The sequence below is a fragment of the Leclercia sp. AS011 genome (genome assembly GCF_037152535.1).
GTDB lineage: Bacteria > Pseudomonadota > Gammaproteobacteria > Enterobacterales > Enterobacteriaceae > Enterobacter.
Genome location: NZ_JBBCMA010000001.1, coordinates 286,943 through 305,019, shown reverse-complemented (window position 1 = coordinate 305,019; position 18,077 = coordinate 286,943). Strand labels below are relative to the sequence as shown.

Below are 18,077 nucleotides of genomic sequence, written 5' to 3'. Positions count from 1 at the left end.
TAAAAGCGTCCATGAATGCGGAAAAATCCCCGGTGGCTCACAACGTTGACCATGAAGAGATCGCCAAATTCGAAGCGGTGGCGTCCCGATGGTGGGATCTCGAAGGTGAGTTTAAACCCCTGCACCGCATTAACCCCCTGCGTCTGGGCTATATCGCGGAGCGCTCCGGCGGTCTGTTCGGTAAGAAGGTGCTGGACGTCGGCTGCGGAGGTGGCATCCTCGCCGAGAGCATGGCGCGCGAAGGGGCAACCGTTACGGGCCTGGACATGGGATTTGAACCTCTGCAGGTCGCCCGCCTTCATGCGCTGGAGTCCGGCGTGCAGGTCGAGTACGTGCAGGAAACGGTTGAAGAGCACGCCGCAAAGCACGCGCATCAGTATGACGTCGTCACCTGCATGGAGATGCTGGAGCACGTTCCCGATCCGCAATCGGTGGTCACTGCCTGCGCAAAACTGGTTAAACCGGGCGGCCAGGTGTTCTTCTCCACCATCAACCGCAACGGCAAGGCGTGGCTGATGGCGGTTGTCGGCGCAGAATACGTGCTGCGGATGGTGCCCAAAGGTACCCACGACGTGAAAAAATTTATCAAGCCAGCCGAATTACTGAGCTGGGTCGATGGCACATGGCTGAAAGAGCAGCACATGACCGGTCTGCATTACAATCCCCTGACCGACAAGTTCAAACTGGCGCCGGGCGTGGACGTGAACTACATGCTCCATACCACCGCAAAAAAAGACTAAGGTTAGCCACTCTTTTTCTAACGAATGCGCAACCCTTTGTTGCGCATTTTTGACCACCCGTTGAAGAAATCAGCAGTCGATCAAATTTTCATTTTTTTTTCTAGATTATTGACATGACGTCCAGGCCTTACGGTACGAGGACTTACGCTTTTTTACTCTTTCACAACCTCAATTTAACCTCAAAATCAACTCTTGTACTGAAAAGAATCCTTACTAGAATACTCACCATCTTGCGTTATCCTTATCATATAACCCCTACATGTAGTATTTATCCACAGAGGTCTGTGGATAAGCGGGGGATATTTTCTTTTTTCACGGACAGGTAAAACCCACATGAATCAGAGTCTGCTGGTGACAAAGCGCGACGGTACTACCGAGCGTATCAATCTGGACAAAATCCATCGAGTTCTCGACTGGGCAGCAGAAGGACTGAACAACGTATCCATTTCCCAGGTTGAACTGCGTTCCCACATTCAGTTCTATGACGGCATCAAAACGTCTGATATCCATGAAACCATCATCAAAGCCGCGGCGGATCTGATCTCCCGCGAAGCGCCGGATTATCAGTACCTCGCTGCACGTCTGGCGATTTTCCACCTGCGTAAAAAAGCCTACGGCCAGTTTGAGCCGCCTAAGCTGTACGATCACGTGGTGAAAATGGTCGAACTGGGCAAATACGACATGCATCTGCTGGAAGACTATACGGAAGAAGAGTTCGAGCAGATGAACGGTTTTATCGATCACTGGCGCGACATGAACTTCTCTTACGCGGCGGTGAAGCAGCTCGAAGGTAAATACCTGGTCCAGAACCGTGTGACCGGCGAAATCTACGAGAGCGCCCAGTTCCTCTACATTCTGGTCGCCGCCTGCCTGTTCTCGAACTACCCGCGTGCTACCCGTCTGGAGTACGTGAAGCGTTTCTACGATGCGGTTTCGACGTTCAAGATCTCTCTGCCGACGCCAATCATGTCCGGCGTGCGTACCCCTACCCGCCAGTTCAGCTCCTGCGTGCTGATCGAGTGCGGCGACAGCCTGGACTCCATTAACGCCACCTCCAGCGCCATTGTGAAATACGTTTCCCAGCGCGCCGGTATCGGCATTAACGCCGGTCGCATTCGTGCGCTGGGTAGCCCAATCCGCGGCGGTGAAGCGTTCCACACCGGCTGTATCCCGTTCTACAAACACTTCCAGACAGCAGTTAAATCCTGCTCTCAGGGCGGCGTGCGCGGTGGTGCAGCGACCCTGTTCTACCCGATGTGGCATCTGGAAGTGGAAAGCCTGCTGGTACTGAAAAACAACCGTGGCGTGGAAGGTAACCGCGTGCGTCATATGGACTACGGCGTGCAGATCAACAAGCTGATGTACACCCGTCTGCTGAAAGGCGGCGACATCACCCTGTTCAGCCCGTCCGACGTCCCGGGCCTGTACGACGCCTTCTTTGCCGATCAGGATGAGTTCGAGCGCCTGTACGTTCAGTACGAGCAGGACGACAGCATCCGTAAGCAGCGTGTTAAAGCGGTTGAGCTGTTCTCACTGATGATGCAGGAGCGCGCCTCTACTGGTCGTATCTACATCCAGAACGTTGACCACTGCAACACCCACAGCCCGTTCGATCCGGTCGTTGCCCCGGTGCGCCAGTCCAACCTGTGCCTGGAGATCGCCCTGCCGACCAAACCGCTGGAAGATGTGAACGACGAAAACGGCGAAATCGCGCTATGTACGCTCTCCGCGTTCAACCTGGGTGCGATTAACAGCCTCGACGAGCTGGAAGAGCTGGCGGTGCTGGCGGTACGTGCTCTGGATGCCCTGCTGGATTATCAGGATTACCCAATCCCGGCGGCAAAACGCGGTGCAATGGGTCGTCGTACTCTGGGCATTGGCGTGATCAACTATGCCTACTGGCTGGCGAAAAACGGCAAGCGTTATTCCGACGGCAGCGCCAACAACCTGACGCACCAGACGTTTGAAGCCATTCAGTATTACCTGCTGAAAGCCTCTAACGATCTGGCTATCGAACAGGGTGCCTGCCCGTGGTTCAACGAAACCACCTACGCCAAAGGCATTCTGCCGATCGACACCTATAAGAAAGACCTGGACGCGATCGCCAACGAGCCGCTGCACCTTGACTGGGAAGCCCTGCGTGAATCCATCAAGACCCACGGCCTGCGTAACTCCACGCTCTCTGCCCTGATGCCGTCCGAGACCTCCTCGCAGATCTCCAACGCCACCAACGGCATCGAGCCGCCGCGCGGCCACGTCAGCATCAAAGCGTCGAAAGACGGGATCCTGCGCCAGGTGGTGCCGGACTACGAGCTGCTGAAAAACAACTACGAGCTGCTGTGGGAGATGCCAAATAACGACGGCTATCTGCAGCTGGTGGGCATCATGCAGAAGTTTATCGACCAGTCGATCTCTGCGAATACCAACTACGATCCGTCACGCTTCCCGTCAGGGAAAGTGCCGATGCAGCAGCTGCTGAAAGACCTGCTTACCGCGTACAAATTTGGCGTGAAGACCCTGTACTATCAAAACACCCGTGACGGTGCGGAAGATGCGCAGGACGATCTGGCCCCGTACATTCAGGATGACGGCTGCGAAAGCGGCGCTTGTAAGATTTAATGTAAATGCCGGGTGGCGCTACGCTTACCCGGCCTACGATTTTGTTTGCCCGATCTACAAAATCTCTCACAGGACACACTCATGGCATACACCACCTTTTCACAGACGAAAAACGACCAGCTCAAAGAGCCGATGTTCTTCGGCCAGCCGGTCAACGTGGCACGCTACGATCAGCAAAAATATGACATCTTCGAAAAGCTGATTGAAAAGCAACTCTCCTTCTTCTGGCGTCCGGAAGAAGTGGATGTTTCCCGCGACCGCATCGACTTCCAGGCCCTGCCGGAGCATGAAAAGCACATCTTCCTCAGCAACCTGAAGTATCAGACGCTGCTGGACTCCATTCAGGGTCGTAGCCCGAACGTTGCGCTGCTGCCGCTGATCTCCATCCCGGAGCTGGAAACCTGGGTCGAGACCTGGGCGTTCTCTGAGACGATCCACTCCCGCTCCTACACCCATATCATCCGTAACATCGTCAACGATCCGGCGATTGTGTTCGATGATATCGTCACCAACGATCAGATCCTGAAGCGTGCGCAGGGTATTGCCCACTTCTATGACGATCTGATCGAGATGACCAGCTACTGGCATCTGCTGGGCGAAGGCACCCACACCGTGAACGGTAAAACCGTCACCGTGAACCTGCGTGAGCTGAAGAAAAAGCTCTACCTGTGCCTGATGAGCGTCAACGCGCTGGAAGCGATCCGCTTCTACGTCAGCTTCGCCTGCTCCTTCGCCTTCGCAGAACGCGAGCTGATGGAAGGCAACGCTAAAATCATCCGTCTGATCGCCCGCGATGAAGCCCTGCACCTGACCGGCACCCAGCATATGCTGAACCTGCTGCGCAGCGGCGTGGACGATCCGGAGATGGCCGAGATTGCGGAAGAGTGCAAGCAGGCAAGCTATGACCTGTTTGTCCAGGCGGCACAGCAGGAGAAAGAGTGGGCAGAGTACCTGTTCCAGGGCGGCTCCATGATCGGCCTGAACAAAGATATTCTCTGCCAGTACGTGGAGTACATCACCAACATCCGCATGCAGGCGGTGGGCCTTGATCTGCCGTTCCAGACCCGCTCCAACCCGATCCCGTGGATCAACACCTGGCTGGTGTCCGATAACGTGCAGGTTGCGCCGCAGGAAGTGGAAGTGAGCTCCTACCTGGTCGGTCAGATTGACTCTGAAGTCAACACCGACGACCTGAGCGACTTCCAGCTCTGATGAGCCGCGTGACGCTTCGTCTTTCTGGCACAGAGCTTCTGTGCCAGGAAGAGCACCCTTCCCTGCTGATTGCGCTGGAATCCCACCAGATTGAAGTCGAATACCAGTGCCGTGAAGGCTACTGCGGCTCCTGCCGCTGCCGTCTGGTGATGGGCCAGGTCGACTGGATCACCGAGCCGCTGGCCTTCATTAATGAAGGGGAAATTTTGCCCTGCTGCTGCCGGGCAAAAGGCGATATAGAAATCGAGATGTGATTGTGCCGGGTGGCGCTTTGCTTACCCGACCTACAAAACCGCAGTTCGTAGGCCGGGTAAGGCGCAGCCGCCACCCGGTAATGTCAGCGTTTATCCTTTAAGAACGTCACCGCTTTATCCGGGAAATCCGTAAACAGTCCGTCCACACCCGCCTGGTTATACAACATCTCATAAAGCTGATTCACGTCCGTGGCGTACGGCGGCAGCTGGTCTGCACGCACCGTGTACGGATGCACCTGCATCTTGCTCGCATGCGCCTCTTTCACCATCGCCGTCAGCGTCACGTGGCCCGGCGTGGAGCCTTCCGCCACCAGCATATGGTAATCCGGCCCGAGGCCGTCGGCGTACTGCGCAATCTGCTTCATCGCGCCCGGCTTAAACATCCAGTCGTAGTTGTAGTTTACCCACTTGCCGTCCGGCTGCTTCTCCTGGGTTTCATTCCAGTCGGTATAGGCAATCAGCTGCACCAGATTGAGATCCATCCCCCTCTTCGGCTCCAGCTCGGTTTTGATGCGCTTCAGCTCGGCGGCGTCAAAGCACTGCAGATACACCTTGTCCTGCTTGCTGGTGTAGCCGTACTGCTTCAGCACGTCGAGCGTCTTCGCGGCAATGTCTTTCCCTTCCTGGTGGTGGAACCACGGCGCTTTGATCTCCGGGTAGATACCGATGTTTTTCCCGGTGGAGTGGTTCAGCCCCTGAACAAACTCAATCTCTTCCTGGAAGGTGTGGATCCGGAAGTCAGATTTGCCCATCGGGAAGCGTCCCGGATAGACCTGCACCTTCTTGCCATTTTCAATCTCGAAGCCTTCGGTGAACTTCAGGGAGCGGATCTCATCCAGGGTAAAATCAATGGCGTAGAAGCGACCATCTTTGCGGGCGCGGTACGGGAAGCGCTCCGCCACGTCCGTCACGCGATCGAGATAGTGGTCATGCAGGACGACCAGTTGGTCGTCCCTGGTCATCACCAGGTCCTGCTCCAGGTAATCCGCGCCCTGCGCATAGGCCATCGCTTTCGCCGGCAGCGTGTGCTCCGGCAGATAGCCGCTCGCGCCGCGGTGGGCGATGACGATTTTATCTGCCGCCAGCGCGGACCCGGTCATCAGGCCCGCCAGCAACAGGCCGGTGGTTAAGTAAGATAATTTCATGGCCATGTTCCTTATTGACGACGCGCCTGCACTTCCGCGTGGTGACGTTTCTCGCCGATCATCACGACAATCAATAGCAGCACCGCCAGCACGCTACCGCCGATCATCACCATAAAGCCACCGTCCCAGCCGAAGAAGTCAACGGTATAGCCCACGATGGCGCTCGCCGCGACCGACCCACCCAGGTAGCCGAACAGACCGGTAAAGCCTGCCGCCGTGCCTGCCGCTTTCTTCGGTGCCAGCTCCAGCGCGTGCAGACCGATCAGCATAACCGGACCATAAATCAGGAAGCCGATGACGATCATACAGGCCATATCTACTGACGGGTTGCCCGGCGGGTTGAGCCAGTAAACGACGGTGGCGATGGTCACCAGAGTCATAAAGAAGACGCCCGTCGCACCGCGGTTGCCTTTAAACACTTTGTCCGACATCCAGCCACAAAGCAGCGTGCCCGGGATCCCGGCATATTCATACAGGAAATAGGCCCAGGAGGATTTATCCAGCGCGAAGTGCTTCACCTCTTTCAGGTAGGTTGGTGACCAGTCGAGGATGCCGTAGCGCAGCAGGTAAACGAACACGTTGGCGACTGCGATGTACCACAGCAGCTTGTTCGGCAGGACGTACTTCATGAAGATCTGTTTTGCGGTCAGCTCTTCTTCATGCTCCTTGCTGTAATCATCCGGATAGTCGTTTTTGTACTCTTCGATCGGCGGCAGACCGCAGGACTGCGGCGTGTCGCGCATCAGGGCGAAGGCAATAATCGCCACCACGATGGCGCCAAAGGCAGGCATATAGAGCGCCGCGTGCCAGTCGTTGAACCAGGCCATCCCCAGCAGGAACAGCAGAGGCGGAATGCCGCCACCCACGTTATGGGCACAGTTCCACACCGACACGATGCCGCCGCGCTCTTTCTGCGACCACCAGTGCACCATGGTACGTCCACACGGTGGCCACCCCATGCCCTGGAACCAGCCGCAGAGGAACAGCAGCACGAACATGACGGCAATACTGGAGGTTGCCCAGGGCACAAAGCCCATGAACAGCATAACCGCTGCCGCCAGGATCAGACCGGCGGGCAGGAATACGCGCGGATTCGAGCGGTCGGACACCGAACCCATAATGAATTTTGAAAAACCGTAGGCGATGGAGATCCCCGACAGCGCGAACCCCAGATCGCCACGGGAAAAGCCCTGCTCCACCAGATAAGGCATGGCGAGCGCAAAGTTTTTACGAACGAGGTAGTACGCCGCGTACCCGAAGAAGATCCCCAGGAAAATTTGCCAACGCAGACGACGGTATAGCGGATCAATTTCTGCCTCTGGCAGACGCGCCTGATGCGGCGCAGGTTTGAAGATACTGAGCATGACAGCCTCCGTGGCCTTGTATTGAATGGGCAGGTGGCTCGCACCTGAATTCCAGAGGCGGGGATGTTAAGAAATCAGAGTGATTGTTACTGTGAATCAACGCACAGATTGTTACAGAAATATGACAGAATGCGCAAAAAAGCGCATGAAATCACGTTTCATTTTCGAATTACGCTCGTTTGTGCTCGAAATCAAACAAACCACAGTTTTAGTGTGGCTAAATGATAGAAAACGAACACAGAGGGATAGCAATGACCATTCACGATCCTCGTTACAGCGATGTGATTATCATTGGCGGTGGCGCAACCGGCGCTGGTATCGCACGTGATTGCGCCCTGCGGGGATTAAGCGTCACGCTGCTGGAACGCCATGACATCGCGACAGGCGCTACCGGCCGCAATCATGGACTGCTTCACAGCGGTGCCCGCTACGCCGTGACCGACGGTGAATCCGCGCGCGAATGTATCGCCGAAAATCAGATCCTGCGGCGTATAGCCCGCCACTGCATTGAACCCACCGACGGCCTTTTTATTACGCTTCCCGAAGACGATCTCGCCTTTCAGTCAACCTTTATTACCGCCTGCCGTGCGGCGGGGATTCAGGCCGAGGCCATCGACCCGGCCCTCGCGCGCCGCATTGAGCCCGCCGTCAACCCAACCCTGACGGGCGCGGTAAAAGTGCCTGACGGCACCGTTGATCCTTTTCGCCTGACCGCCGCCAACATGCTGGACGCCCGCGAGCATGGCGCGCGCATTCTGACCGGGCACGAAGTGACCGGGCTTATCCGCGAAGGCCACCGCGTCTGCGGCGTGCGGGTGTTTGACACGCAATACCACGAACACAGCGAGCTGTTTGCCTCCGTGGTCGTCAATGCCGCGGGGATCTGGGGGCAGCGCATTGCAGAGTACGCCGACCTGTCGGTGCGCATGTTCCCGGCGAAAGGCTCCCTGCTGATCCTCGACCACCGCATTAATAACCACGTGATTAACCGCTGCCGTAAACCGTCCGACGCCGATATCCTCGTCCCCGGCGATACCATTTCGTTAATAGGTACCACCTCAACGCACGTGGACTACAGCGAGATTGATTACAACCGCGTTACCGCCGAAGAGGTGGATATCCTGCTGCGCGAAGGGGAAAAACTGGCCCCGGTGATGGCACAGACCCGGATCCTGCGCGCCTATGCGGGCGTACGTCCGCTGGTCGCCAGCGATAACGATCCAAGTGGGCGTAACGTCAGCCGCGGCATTGTGCTGCTCGACCATGCCGCGCGTGACGGCCTGGACGGGTTTATCACCATTACCGGCGGCAAGCTGATGACCTACCGTCTGATGGCGGAGTGGGCAACGGATGCCGTCTGCCGCAAGCTGGGCAATACCGAACCGTGCGTCACGGCAGAACAGCCCCTGCCCGGTTCGCGGCAGTCCACCGAAAAGACGCTGCAAAAAATTATCTCGCTGCCCGCCCCCCTGCGCGGGTCGGCCATCTATCGCCATGGCGACAGGACGCCGGAGTGGCTGGGCGAAGGGCGGCTGAGCCGCAGCCTCGTATGCGAATGCGAAGCCGTCACCGCTGGTGAGGTGCAGTACGCGGTGGAAAACCTGACGGTCAATAGCCTGCTCGATCTCCGCCGCCGCACCCGCGTCGGAATGGGGACCTGCCAGGGCGAGCTGTGCGCCTGCCGTGCCGCCGGTCTGCTGCAACGTTTTCATACCACCACCGCCACCCAGTCGCTCGATCAGCTCAGCGCGTTTTTAAACGAGCGCTGGAAAGGGATTCAGCCTGTTGCCTGGGGAGATGCTCTGCGTGAAAACGAGTTTACCCGCTGGGTCTACCAGGGGCTTTGCGGTCTTGAGAAGGAGCAACGCGATGAAATTTGATACCGTGATTGTCGGCGGCGGGCTGGCAGGCCTGCTTTGTGGAATCAAACTCACAAAGCGGGGGCTGCGCTGCGCCATTATCACCCGGGGACAGAGCGCCCTGCACTTCTCGTCGGGCTCGCTGGATCTGGTGGATGACAGGTATCGCGAAAAACTGCCGGCCGAGCATCCTTATCACCTGATCGGCGCGCATAACATTGACCGCTTTGCGCTGGAAACCGAAGCGCTACTGGCGGACTGCGGTGCGCGTCTGCAGGGGAGCGCCAGGCAAAATCATCAGCGCGTCACGCCGCTCGGCACCCTGCGTTCCGCCTGGCTCAGTCCGGAGGAGGTGCCCGTTGCCCCTTTCAGCGGCGAGCGCGTGCGGGTCGTGGGGATTAGCGGGTTTCTTGATTTTCAGCCCCATCTCGCGGCGGCATCGCTCTGCCGCCAGGGGGTTAATGCCGAAGCGGCAGAGATAGAGCTGCCCGAGCTTGATGTCCTGCGCGACAACCCGAGTGAGTTTCGCGCGGTGAACATCGCCCGTTATCTGGATAACGAAGATAAGTGGTCGCTGCTGTATGAGGCGCTCATCCCGCTTGCGGCAGGATGCGATGCCCTCTTGATGCCCGCCTGCTTTGGCTTACGCGACAACCGGCTCTGGTGCTGGCTTTCGGATCGTCTGCCCTGCACGCTCGGCCTGCTGCCAACGCTGCCCCCTTCCGTACCCGGTATTCGCCTGCATACCCAGCTCCAGCGGCAGTTTGTTGCGCAGGGCGGCGTCTGGATGGCGGGTGACGAGGTGAAAAAAATCACCCTCACGGACGGCGCGGTCAGCGAAGTCTGGACGCGTAACCACGATGATATTCCGCTTCGCGCCCGCTATACGGTGCTGGCCAGCGGCAGTTTCTTCAGTAACGGACTGCTGAGCAGCCGGGAGGGCATTCGGGAAGCCATTATGGGGCTGGATGTGCGGCAAAACGCCTCCCGCGCGGACTGGTATCAGAGTGATTTCTTCTCGCCGCAGCCCTGGCAACAGTTCGGCGTGATTGTCGATAACCAGCTACACCCGCAGCTTTCCGGTAAGCCCGTCAGCAATCTCTTTGCCATCGGCTCGCTGCTGGGCGGGTACGACCCTATCGCTCAGGGCTGCGGGGGTGGCGTCTGCGCCGTCACCGCGCTGTATGTGGCAGAGCAGATTAGCCAGAGCATGGAGGCTGAACAATGAACGATACCCGTTTTGAAAGCTGCATCAAATGCACGGTCTGCACCACCGTCTGCCCGGTCAGCGGCGTTAATCCCCGCTACCCTGGTCCGAAACAGGCCGGGCCGGACGGCGAGCGTCTGCGCCTGAAGGACGGCAGGCTGTACGACGAGGCGCTGAAATACTGCATCAACTGTAAACGCTGCGAGGTGGCCTGCCCGTCGGATGTTAAAATCGGCGACATTATTCAGCGCGCCCGGGCACGCTATAGCACGCAAAAACCGTCGCTGCGGGACGCCATTCTGAGCCACACCGATCTGATGGGCAGCGTCTCTACGCCGTTCGCCCCGCTGGTGAATGCCGCGACCTCTCTCAAGCCGGTGCGCCAGCTGCTGGATGCCACGCTTAAAATTGACCATCACCGCAGCCTGCCGAAATATTCTCACGGCACCTTCCGCCGCTGGTACAAGTCCGTCGCCGCGGAGCAGGCGAAGTATGCCGAGCAGGTGGCCTTTTTCCACGGCTGCTATGTGAACTACAACCACCCGCAGCTGGGTAAGGATCTGCTGAAGGTGCTCAACGCCATGGGAACGGGCGTTCAGCTACTGAACAAGGAGAAGTGCTGCGGCGTACCGCTGATTGCCAACGGGTTTACCGATAAAGCACGCAGGCAGGCAAAAAGCAACGTCACGTCGCTGCGCGAAGCCATAGTCGACAAGGGGATTCCGGTGCTGGCGACCTCGTCCACCTGCACCTTCACCCTGCGCGACGAGTACCCGCATCTGCTGGACGTGGATAATAGCGGTCTGCGCGAGCACATCGAGCTGGCGACGCGTTTCCTGTGGCGCAAACTGGATAGCGGGCAGACGTTACCGCTGGGGGAACTGCCCCTGAAAGTGGTGTACCACACGCCGTGTCATATGGAGAAAATGGGCTGGTCGCTCTATACGCTGGAGCTGCTGCGGCTTATTCCGGGGCTGGAGCTGAGGGTTCTGGATTCGCGCTGCTGCGGGATTGCGGGAACCTACGGCTTCAAGCGTGAAAACTACGAAACGTCACAGGCGATTGGCGCCCCGCTGTTCCGCCAGATAGAAGAGAGCGGCGCGGATATCGTGGTAACGGACTGCGAAACCTGCAAGTGGCAGATTGAGATGTCCACCAGCAAGCGCTGCGAACATCCCATTAGCCTGCTGGCACAGGCGCTGGTTTAAGCCAGCGCCCGGCAGAACGTCTCTGCCGGACTGCTCCCTGATTAATAACTGGTTTTACTGGCTGCGGATAACGGCGTTTTGAACATCGCCAGTCGCCTGTCGAGGGCGTCGGTGTAGAGCATGGTGTCCACTCCTACCGCAACAAAGGTCGCCCCCCAGCGCAGCGCCTTTTGCGCCATCTGTGGATCGACCGCAAGAAAGCCTGCGGCTTTACCCGCAGCACAAATGCGGCGAATGCTGCGCTCAATAATCGCCTGGACTTCCGGGTGCCCGGCGTTGTCCGGATAGCCCAGCGAAGCCGACAGATCGGCCGGGCCGATAAATACCCCGTCAATTCCTTCAACGTCCAGGATCGCATCGAGGTTATCCAGCGCGGCTTTGCTCTCTACCTGAATGAGCAGGCACAGCTCGTCGTTGGCCCGGGCCATGTAGTTCTCTACCCGCCCCCAGCGTGCCGCCCGTGCCACCCCTGCCCCCACGCCGCGAACGCCCAGCGGGGGATAGCGGGTGGCGGAGACGATCTCCCGCGCCTGTTCGGCGCTGTCGACCATCGGGATTAGCAGCGTCCTGGCACCAATATCCAGCACCTGCTTGATCAGACTGCGGTCGCCATCAACCGGGCGGATCACCGGCTGGCTGACATAAGGGGCGATCGCCTGCAGCTGGTGGTAGAGATCCTGAAGCGTATTGGGCGCATGTTCCCCGTCGATTAACAGCCAGTCATAGCCTGAGGTCGCGGCGATCTCCGCCATGTAGGACGAGGTGGAGCTGAGCCACAGTCCGATCTGCGCTTCACCCTTCAGCAGGGCCTGCTTAAAGGGGTTGGAAAGAAGGTTTTGCATAAAAACTCCCTGATGTTAATGAGGTACGCGGTTGGCCTGCGGCGTGGTGCGGGTCACGCCCAGCACCAGGATCGCCAGCGCGCCGAGAACGGCAATCCCGGCCAGCGCCAGCAGCCCGGCCGCATCGCTGCCAAACAGGGTCTGGGCTTTGACCCGGATAAGCGGGGCGAGAAAACCGCCCACCGCGCCAAACAGATTGACGAAGCCAATCCCTGCCGCCAGCGCGGTGCCGGAGAGCAACTGCGTCGGCATGGTCCAGAAGACCGGCTGTACGGCGATGAACCCCACCGCGGCCACGCACAGCGCCACTATCGCCAGTACCGGCGACACCAGCCCAGAGACGCCCACCCCAATACCGGCGGCCAGCAGCGTCAGCGTGGCAATGTTACGCCGCTCGCCGGTGCGGTCGGAGTAGCGCGGGATCAGCCAGGTACCAAACAGCGCCGCCACCCACGGAATCGCCGTCACCACCGAGGCGGTGAAGCCCACTTTGGTGCCGAGGAGAGCCGCCACCTGGGTGGGCAGGAAGAAGATCAGCCCGTAGACGGCGATCTGGATGGTCATGTAGATAAACGCCAGCTGCCAGACCCGGCCATTGCGCAGGGCATCGCTCAGCCGCGAGGTGGCTTTGCTCTGCTCCTCCCCTGCCAGCTGGTCGATGAGTACCTGTTTCTCCTGCGCGGTGAGGAACCGTGCCTGTTGCGGGGTATCGTCCAGCCAGAAGAAGGTAAAGACCCCGGCCCCTACGGCGATAAGCCCCTCGATGATAAACATCCAGAACCAGCCGGGATGGCCCATGAAGCCGTGCATCTCCAGCAGCGCCCCCGAGAGCGGCGACCCGAGCGACAACGCCAGCGGTGCCCCCATGTAAAACAGCCCCATAATGCTGGCGCGGTTGCGCTGGGGGAACCACTGGGAGGTGAGGTAGATCATGCCGGGGAAGAAGCCTGCCTCCGCCGCCCCCAGCAGGGTGCGGATCAGCAGAAATTTACTCTCGGTATCGGCCCACGCCATCGCCGCCGAGAGAAATCCCCACAGCAGCGTGGTGGTGCCAATCCACGTCCGGGCGCCAAACTTGCGCATCAGCAGGTTGGCGGGAACGCCCAGCAGGGCGTAAATCACAAAGAAGATCCCGGCCCCCAGGGCATAGGCTTCGTTACTGAGCCCGGTATCGATCTGGTAGCTCTCTTTGGCAAAGCCGATATTAGAGCGATCCAGAAATGCCAGCACGTAGAGCGCCAGCATGAAGGGGATCAGGCGGGCACGGTTTTTCCTGACCACGCTGTCGAGCAGAGTCATATTCATAGACAATCCTCAGTAAAGGGTGACGCCACGCTAGCGCGCGGCGCGATGGATTAGTGGCTGTAAGGACGCTTCAGGGCACAATCGCGGTTCAGCTCGACGCCAAAGCCGGGTTTATCCAGCACCGATTTGTGGATGCGGCCGTTCACCGGCACCGGCTCATCGAGCAGGATCGGGTCAAACTGCGGACGCAGCGTGGCGCAGTCCGGGCTGGTCATCAGGAATTCACTGAACGGCGTGTTAGTGAAGGTGATCACCGCGTGATGGGAGTAGACCGACGAACCGTGCGGCACCACCAGCTGCCCCCGGGCTTTCGCGATGGCCGCAATCTCCACCAGGGTAGTCAGACCGCCGCACCAGCCGACGTCCGGCTGCATGATGTCGATCCCGGTTTCGGACAGCGTGCGGAAGGATTGCAGGGTACCGTGGTGCTCCCCGCTGGTGACCATCATCCCCGGCGGAGCGTTGCGCTTCAGTTCGCGATAGCCTTCGTACTGCTGCGGCGGCAGACACTCCTCAATCCACTTCAGGTTGTACGGCGCGCAGGCGTGGGCCAGTTTAGTGGCGTAATTCACGTCCTGGCTCATCCAGCAGTCAAGCATCAGCCAGAAGTCCGGACCGCATTTCTCCCGGTACTCCGCCACCATCGCCGCGTCCTGGCGGATCCCGGCGTCGCCGTCGTGCGGCCCCCGGTGGGTCGGCATTTTGCCACCGATAAAGCCCATCTCTTTCGCCAGGTCCGGGCGGGCACCGGTGGCGTAAAAACGGATCTCATCCCGCACCGCGCCGCCGAGCAGCTTGTAGACCGGCAGCCCCACCACCTTGCCGAACAGATCCCACAGCGCCAGGTCAATGCAGGAGATGGTGTTCAGCACCAGGCCGCCGGAACCGGCGTAATACATGGTCGCCCCGAGCATCTGATCGTGGATCAGCTTGATATCGCTAACGCACCTGCCCTCGATAAAGCGGCTGAGGTGTTTCTCAACGATAAAACAGCCCATCTCCCCGGCGGTGGAGACCGCAAAACCGGTCTGGCCGTTATCGGCCTCCACTTCGACTACCAGCGTGCCGAGGACGTTAATGCCGAACGACTGGCGCGACTGTTCATACTGCGGATATTTACTCATCGGGGTGGCGATATGGTCGTCGATCCAGTGGTTGGCCCCCTGGTCGTGATAATCGCCGCCACCCGCGCCCTTCTCTGCCGTTGCGCCGCCGGTAAACCAGGCACGGATCTGTTTAATCTTCGGTAGGGTCATGATCTTCTCCATATTATGAGGCTTGCTCGAAGGGGCTTTTCCAGCCCAGTAAACGGGAAATATCTTTCGCACAGGCAATCGCTTTACCGGCCAGGTAGTCGCGGTTGTCTTCGTTGATTTGCAGTCGGGTGCCCACCACCGAGATGGCAGCGGTGAGATCGTTATTGGCGTTAAAGACCGGGGCCGCCACGCAGCGCACGTCGGGGTAGTCTTCGCCGTTGTCAAAACTCCAGCCTCTGGCGCGAATGCGTGCCAGCTCGTCGCGCATCTGCTGCGCACTGGTGAGGGTGGTCGGGGTGACCCGCTCCCAGTCCAGGCTGGCGATGATGGTCTCCTGCACCCTGTCGGGTTGCCACGCCAGCAGGCATTTGCCAATGCCCGAGCGGGAAAGCGACAGGCTTTTCCCCTCGTGGGAACGGACACTGATGGTGGCGGGCGACTCGATTTTGAGGATGTAGTAGGCGCTGCCGTTATCAATAATGCCGAGATGACACAGCAGGCCGCTCTCGTCCATCAGCTGCGTCAGGCGCGGGCGCGCCATCTCACGGAGATCCATCCGGCTCACCGCGTGGCCCGCCAGCTCCACCAGCCGGGTCCACAGGCAGTAGTTGTCCTGGCTGTCGAGGCTGAGAAAACGCTGTCTTCGCAGTTCGCCCAGCAGGAGGTAGGCGGTGCTCTTCGGGATCCCCAGCTCATCAATAAGGGTCGCGGCGCTGCAGGGCCCCAGACGGGCAATGGTGTCGAGAATATCGATGGCGCGGGTCAGCGCCGGTACTTTGGTTGATTCCAACATGCTGGACTCCAGTCCTGAATACTGGAATCAGTGTTGCGGCTGAGGGCGGGTTTATTTGTGAGCGAGTTCAAATCGCCAGCGGGTTCCAGCCAGCTGGACAAACAGCAGGATAAAATTGTGACGAACAGCGCAGAAAAAATCAGAGCGAGTACAACAGGTTGGACAACAACGCGCCGGGCGGGGAGCCCGGCGCGCAAAAATCACGGCAGGAACAGCGACTCGACGACGTTGATCCAGCCATGTTCGCTGGCAACCTCTTTGCCATTCAGCCAGCGGCGCAGCATGTTCAGCGCCATCATCGCACATACCTCCTGACGCACCGCCAGGCTGTAGCGCGTTGTGCTCATTTTCACCCGCAGGGCATGGGTGCCTTCCGGAGTGGCCAGGGCAAAGTTGAGGTGATCCTCTTCCACACCCGATACCGCCAGCGCCAGACCGGCAAAATGTTTAACCCGACGCTCGGCCACCCAGTGGGCGGTTTGCGCCAGAGTCTCCTCCTGGGACGGCACCACCTCGCTTGCCAGCAGCGGAGCGCTTACCCGTGAGAGCTGTAACGCCAGCAGGCCACCGGTAAATTGCTCGCTCAGGGTCAGGCTCAGCTGGCGGGCCTGCAAATTGCGGGCGATTTGCGCCGGGAGTCCTTCGGTGCCTTCGAAGATCAGGTTCTCGCCCGCCACGCGCTGCACCTCAGGCCACAGGGCCAGCATCGCGGCTTTCTCGGTCGCCGGGCCGGTTAATTTCAGTTCGATAATCGGCATGGAGGAGCGATAGCCCATCGTCACGCCTGGCGGCAAGCTCAGGTGATCGAGGCTCTGCGCCAGCTCGCTCTCCGAACGGCCAAAGGTGGTAAGACGTAAACAGACTGGGGGTTCCGGCAGGGTAAAACGCTGACGCAGGCGCGGCAGGATCTCTTTTTCCACCATCACCTTAAATTCGGACGGGACGCCGGGGGTGAAGAACATCAGGCAGCGATTAAGCTGAACGGCAAAGCCGCAGGCGGTGCCGACCGGGTTATTAACCAGCTCCGCGCTGGCCGGAATTTCTGCCTGTTTGCGATTGCTGGGGGCCATCACCTTGCCGCGATCGCTGAAGAAACGCTCCATCTGGCTGAGCCACTCGGTATGCAGCACCAGTTCTTCGCCTTTCGCGGTAGCGGCGGCCAGTGCGCTCAGGTCGTCGCTGGTGGGGCCGAGGCCACCGTTCACAATCAGCACATCCGCCTGTTCGCTACGCTCACGCAGGACGTTGACCAGCGCCTCCAGCGAGTCGCCCACCGTGTTACGCCGCGTTAACGGTAATCCCTGTTCAAAGAAAATATCCGCCAGCCAGGCCGCATTGGTATCAGTGATTTGTCCATGCAGCACTTCATCGCCAGTGGACAGCATCTCCACGTTTATCATTGTGTTCTCCCGCATTTGTGGTGAAAACACTATAGCGCAATCGGCTGTAGGGGGAAGAGAGAAACAGGCGCGACAGAACGCCGCGCCGGGTGATCAGAAGCCTGCGCTCACGCCCACGTACGGACCATCGGCAATGGCGTTGTCGCGGTTGCCGTCTTTGCCCGCCAGGTTCAGGTAACGGTAGCCCGCTTCGATGGTGATCGGACGCATGATGGTCCAGCGCGCACCGGCGTTGGCCTCTTCATAGCTATCGATGCCGCTGGAGAGGGAATCCGGGGAGTAGTAGTACTCACCAAACAGACCGAAGCTGCTGCCAATTTTCCATTGCAGACCACCGCCTACCGCTGCGGCATAGCCTTCATCACTGTCTTTCGGGTGGGTGTAGATACCTTTACCGCCAACGGTAGCGAGGAACGGACCGAGAGGTACGTTCAGGCCCAGGCCGATGCTGGCCACGTCACCTTCATCGTCGTTATTGGTCCAGTTGCCGGTCGCCGCCAGGCCCGACGTTTCCGTGCCGAAACCGACGCCAACGTTGGTGTAATCCTCACCGGCCTGGCCGCTGATAGAAATTGCGTTCGCTGCCGCAGAAACAAACATCAGGCCGCCGAGGCCCAGTAATGCCACTTTTTTCATTATCGTGATCCGCACAATTATTAGATAAACGCCAAAAACGCGTGATTTTAACGTGAGTCGGCCTGCGATCAACGCTGAGGTAACCTAATAAAAAAATTAGATTGTAACGAGTTGATACTTACAGGTTTTAACAATGTTAAATCCAGAGAAACAGATTGAGTCCGGTTAGGTTGCGCCCGATCAACAATCAACCTGAGTAACTTATTTAGATTAACCTTCGCTTAAAACGGAAATGAC

The 18,077-nt window shown here is 58.9% G+C and carries 15 protein-coding genes; 7 read left to right on the top strand and 8 right to left on the bottom strand.

Annotated features, from left to right (window positions below):
* Positions 1-11: 11 nt before the first annotated feature.
* From ubiG to yfaE, 4 genes are all read left to right on the top strand, one after another.
* Positions 12-740 carry a bifunctional 2-polyprenyl-6-hydroxyphenol methylase/3-demethylubiquinol 3-O-methyltransferase UbiG gene (gene ubiG, locus WFO70_RS01395; RefSeq protein WP_337014277.1) on the top strand — a complete coding sequence of 243 codons (729 nt, stop codon included), beginning with the start codon at positions 12-14 and terminating at the stop codon, positions 738-740.
* 333 nt (positions 741-1,073) lie between these two features.
* A complete protein-coding gene (gene nrdA / locus WFO70_RS01390) occupies positions 1,074-3,359 on the top strand; it encodes a class 1a ribonucleoside-diphosphate reductase subunit alpha (protein WP_337014275.1) in 2,286 nt (761 codons plus the stop codon).
* Positions 3,360-3,440: 81 nt separating this feature from the next.
* Positions 3,441-4,571 (top strand): class Ia ribonucleoside-diphosphate reductase subunit beta, encoded by a 1,131-nt coding sequence (gene nrdB, locus WFO70_RS01385; protein WP_337014273.1) that lies wholly within the window; start codon positions 3,441-3,443, stop codon positions 4,569-4,571.
* The gene (gene yfaE / locus WFO70_RS01380) at positions 4,571-4,825 is read left to right on the top strand and encodes a class I ribonucleotide reductase maintenance protein YfaE (protein WP_337014271.1); all 255 of its coding nucleotides are present in this window, start codon (positions 4,571-4,573) and stop codon (positions 4,823-4,825) included. The genes nrdB and yfaE overlap by 1 nt, the downstream gene beginning before the upstream one ends.
* 83 nt (positions 4,826-4,908) lie before the next feature.
* Here yfaE and glpQ read toward each other — a convergent pair whose 3' ends face one another.
* Complete coding sequence (gene glpQ / locus WFO70_RS01375) at positions 4,909-5,970, bottom strand: glycerophosphodiester phosphodiesterase (RefSeq protein WP_337014269.1); 1,062 nt, start codon at positions 5,968-5,970, stop codon at positions 4,909-4,911.
* Between the two features lie 11 nt (positions 5,971-5,981).
* Positions 5,982-7,334, bottom strand: a complete 1,353-nt coding sequence (glpT, locus tag WFO70_RS01370; RefSeq protein WP_337014268.1) for a glycerol-3-phosphate transporter — start codon at positions 7,332-7,334, stop codon at positions 5,982-5,984.
* Positions 7,335-7,585: 251 nt separating this feature from the next.
* Between glpT and glpA the strand changes: the two genes are divergently transcribed.
* From glpA to glpC, 3 genes are read left to right on the top strand one after another with little or no spacing between them, the layout of a single operon-like run.
* Positions 7,586-9,214: an anaerobic glycerol-3-phosphate dehydrogenase subunit A gene (glpA, locus tag WFO70_RS01365; RefSeq protein WP_337014266.1), complete on the top strand. Its 1,629-nt coding sequence runs from the start codon at positions 7,586-7,588 to the stop codon at positions 9,212-9,214.
* On the top strand, positions 9,204-10,421 hold the full coding sequence (glpB, locus tag WFO70_RS01360) for a glycerol-3-phosphate dehydrogenase subunit GlpB (protein ID WP_337014265.1): 1,218 nt from the start codon (positions 9,204-9,206) through the stop codon (positions 10,419-10,421). The genes glpA and glpB overlap by 11 nt, the downstream gene beginning before the upstream one ends.
* Positions 10,418-11,608 (top strand): anaerobic glycerol-3-phosphate dehydrogenase subunit GlpC, encoded by a 1,191-nt coding sequence (gene glpC, locus WFO70_RS01355; protein WP_337014263.1) that lies wholly within the window; start codon positions 10,418-10,420, stop codon positions 11,606-11,608. The genes glpB and glpC overlap by 4 nt, the downstream gene beginning before the upstream one ends.
* A gap of 41 nt (positions 11,609-11,649) precedes the next feature.
* On the opposite strand, the gene yfaU is transcribed toward glpC, so the two are convergent.
* The 6 genes from yfaU to WFO70_RS01325 all read right to left on the bottom strand — a co-directional run bounded on the left by yfaU (position 11,650) and on the right by WFO70_RS01325 (position 17,840).
* The gene (gene yfaU, locus WFO70_RS01350; RefSeq protein WP_337014261.1) at positions 11,650-12,450 is read right to left on the bottom strand and encodes a 2-keto-3-deoxy-L-rhamnonate aldolase; all 801 of its coding nucleotides are present in this window, start codon (positions 12,448-12,450) and stop codon (positions 11,650-11,652) included.
* Positions 12,451-12,465: 15 nt separating this feature from the next.
* Positions 12,466-13,755 (bottom strand): MFS transporter, encoded by a 1,290-nt coding sequence (locus WFO70_RS01345; RefSeq protein WP_337014259.1) that lies wholly within the window; start codon positions 13,753-13,755, stop codon positions 12,466-12,468.
* Between the two features lie 50 nt (positions 13,756-13,805).
* Positions 13,806-15,011, bottom strand: coding sequence for an L-rhamnonate dehydratase (rhmD, locus tag WFO70_RS01340; RefSeq protein ID WP_337014257.1), 1,206 nt, complete (start codon positions 15,009-15,011; stop codon positions 13,806-13,808).
* Positions 15,012-15,024: 13 nt separating this feature from the next.
* Positions 15,025-15,804 (bottom strand): IclR family transcriptional regulator, encoded by a 780-nt coding sequence (locus WFO70_RS01335; protein WP_337014255.1) that lies wholly within the window; start codon positions 15,802-15,804, stop codon positions 15,025-15,027.
* 200 nt (positions 15,805-16,004) lie between these two features.
* A complete protein-coding gene (locus WFO70_RS01330; RefSeq protein ID WP_337014253.1) occupies positions 16,005-17,204 on the bottom strand; it encodes a nicotinamide mononucleotide deamidase-related protein YfaY in 1,200 nt (399 codons plus the stop codon).
* 93 nt (positions 17,205-17,297) lie between these two features.
* Positions 17,298-17,840 carry a YfaZ family outer membrane protein gene (locus tag WFO70_RS01325; protein ID WP_337014251.1) on the bottom strand — a complete coding sequence of 181 codons (543 nt, stop codon included), beginning with the start codon at positions 17,838-17,840 and terminating at the stop codon, positions 17,298-17,300.
* Positions 17,841-18,077: the final 237 nt, after the last annotated feature.

Bases quoted from the DNA above. Each gene is read 5' to 3' on its own strand.
- ubiG (WP_337014277.1), top strand. From the start codon at position 12: ATGAATGCGGAAAAATCCCCGGTGGCTCACAACGTTGACCATGAAGAG.
- nrdA (WP_337014275.1), top strand. From the start codon at position 1,074: ATGAATCAGAGTCTGCTGGTGACAAAGCGCGACGGTACTACCGAGCGT.
- nrdB (WP_337014273.1), top strand. From the start codon at position 3,441: ATGGCATACACCACCTTTTCACAGACGAAAAACGACCAGCTCAAAGAG.
- yfaE (WP_337014271.1), top strand. From the start codon at position 4,571: ATGAGCCGCGTGACGCTTCGTCTTTCTGGCACAGAGCTTCTGTGCCAG.
- glpQ (WP_337014269.1), bottom strand. From the start codon at position 5,970: ATGAAATTATCTTACTTAACCACCGGCCTGTTGCTGGCGGGCCTGATG.
- glpT (WP_337014268.1), bottom strand. From the start codon at position 7,334: ATGCTCAGTATCTTCAAACCTGCGCCGCATCAGGCGCGTCTGCCAGAG.
- glpA (WP_337014266.1), top strand. From the start codon at position 7,586: ATGACCATTCACGATCCTCGTTACAGCGATGTGATTATCATTGGCGGT.
- glpB (WP_337014265.1), top strand. From the start codon at position 9,204: ATGAAATTTGATACCGTGATTGTCGGCGGCGGGCTGGCAGGCCTGCTT.
- glpC (WP_337014263.1), top strand. From the start codon at position 10,418: ATGAACGATACCCGTTTTGAAAGCTGCATCAAATGCACGGTCTGCACC.
- yfaU (WP_337014261.1), bottom strand. From the start codon at position 12,450: ATGCAAAACCTTCTTTCCAACCCCTTTAAGCAGGCCCTGCTGAAGGGT.
- WFO70_RS01345 (WP_337014259.1), bottom strand. From the start codon at position 13,755: ATGAATATGACTCTGCTCGACAGCGTGGTCAGGAAAAACCGTGCCCGC.
- rhmD (WP_337014257.1), bottom strand. From the start codon at position 15,011: ATGACCCTACCGAAGATTAAACAGATCCGTGCCTGGTTTACCGGCGGC.
- WFO70_RS01335 (WP_337014255.1), bottom strand. From the start codon at position 15,804: ATGTTGGAATCAACCAAAGTACCGGCGCTGACCCGCGCCATCGATATT.
- WFO70_RS01330 (WP_337014253.1), bottom strand. From the start codon at position 17,204: ATGATAAACGTGGAGATGCTGTCCACTGGCGATGAAGTGCTGCATGGA.
- WFO70_RS01325 (WP_337014251.1), bottom strand. From the start codon at position 17,840: ATGAAAAAAGTGGCATTACTGGGCCTCGGCGGCCTGATGTTTGTTTCT.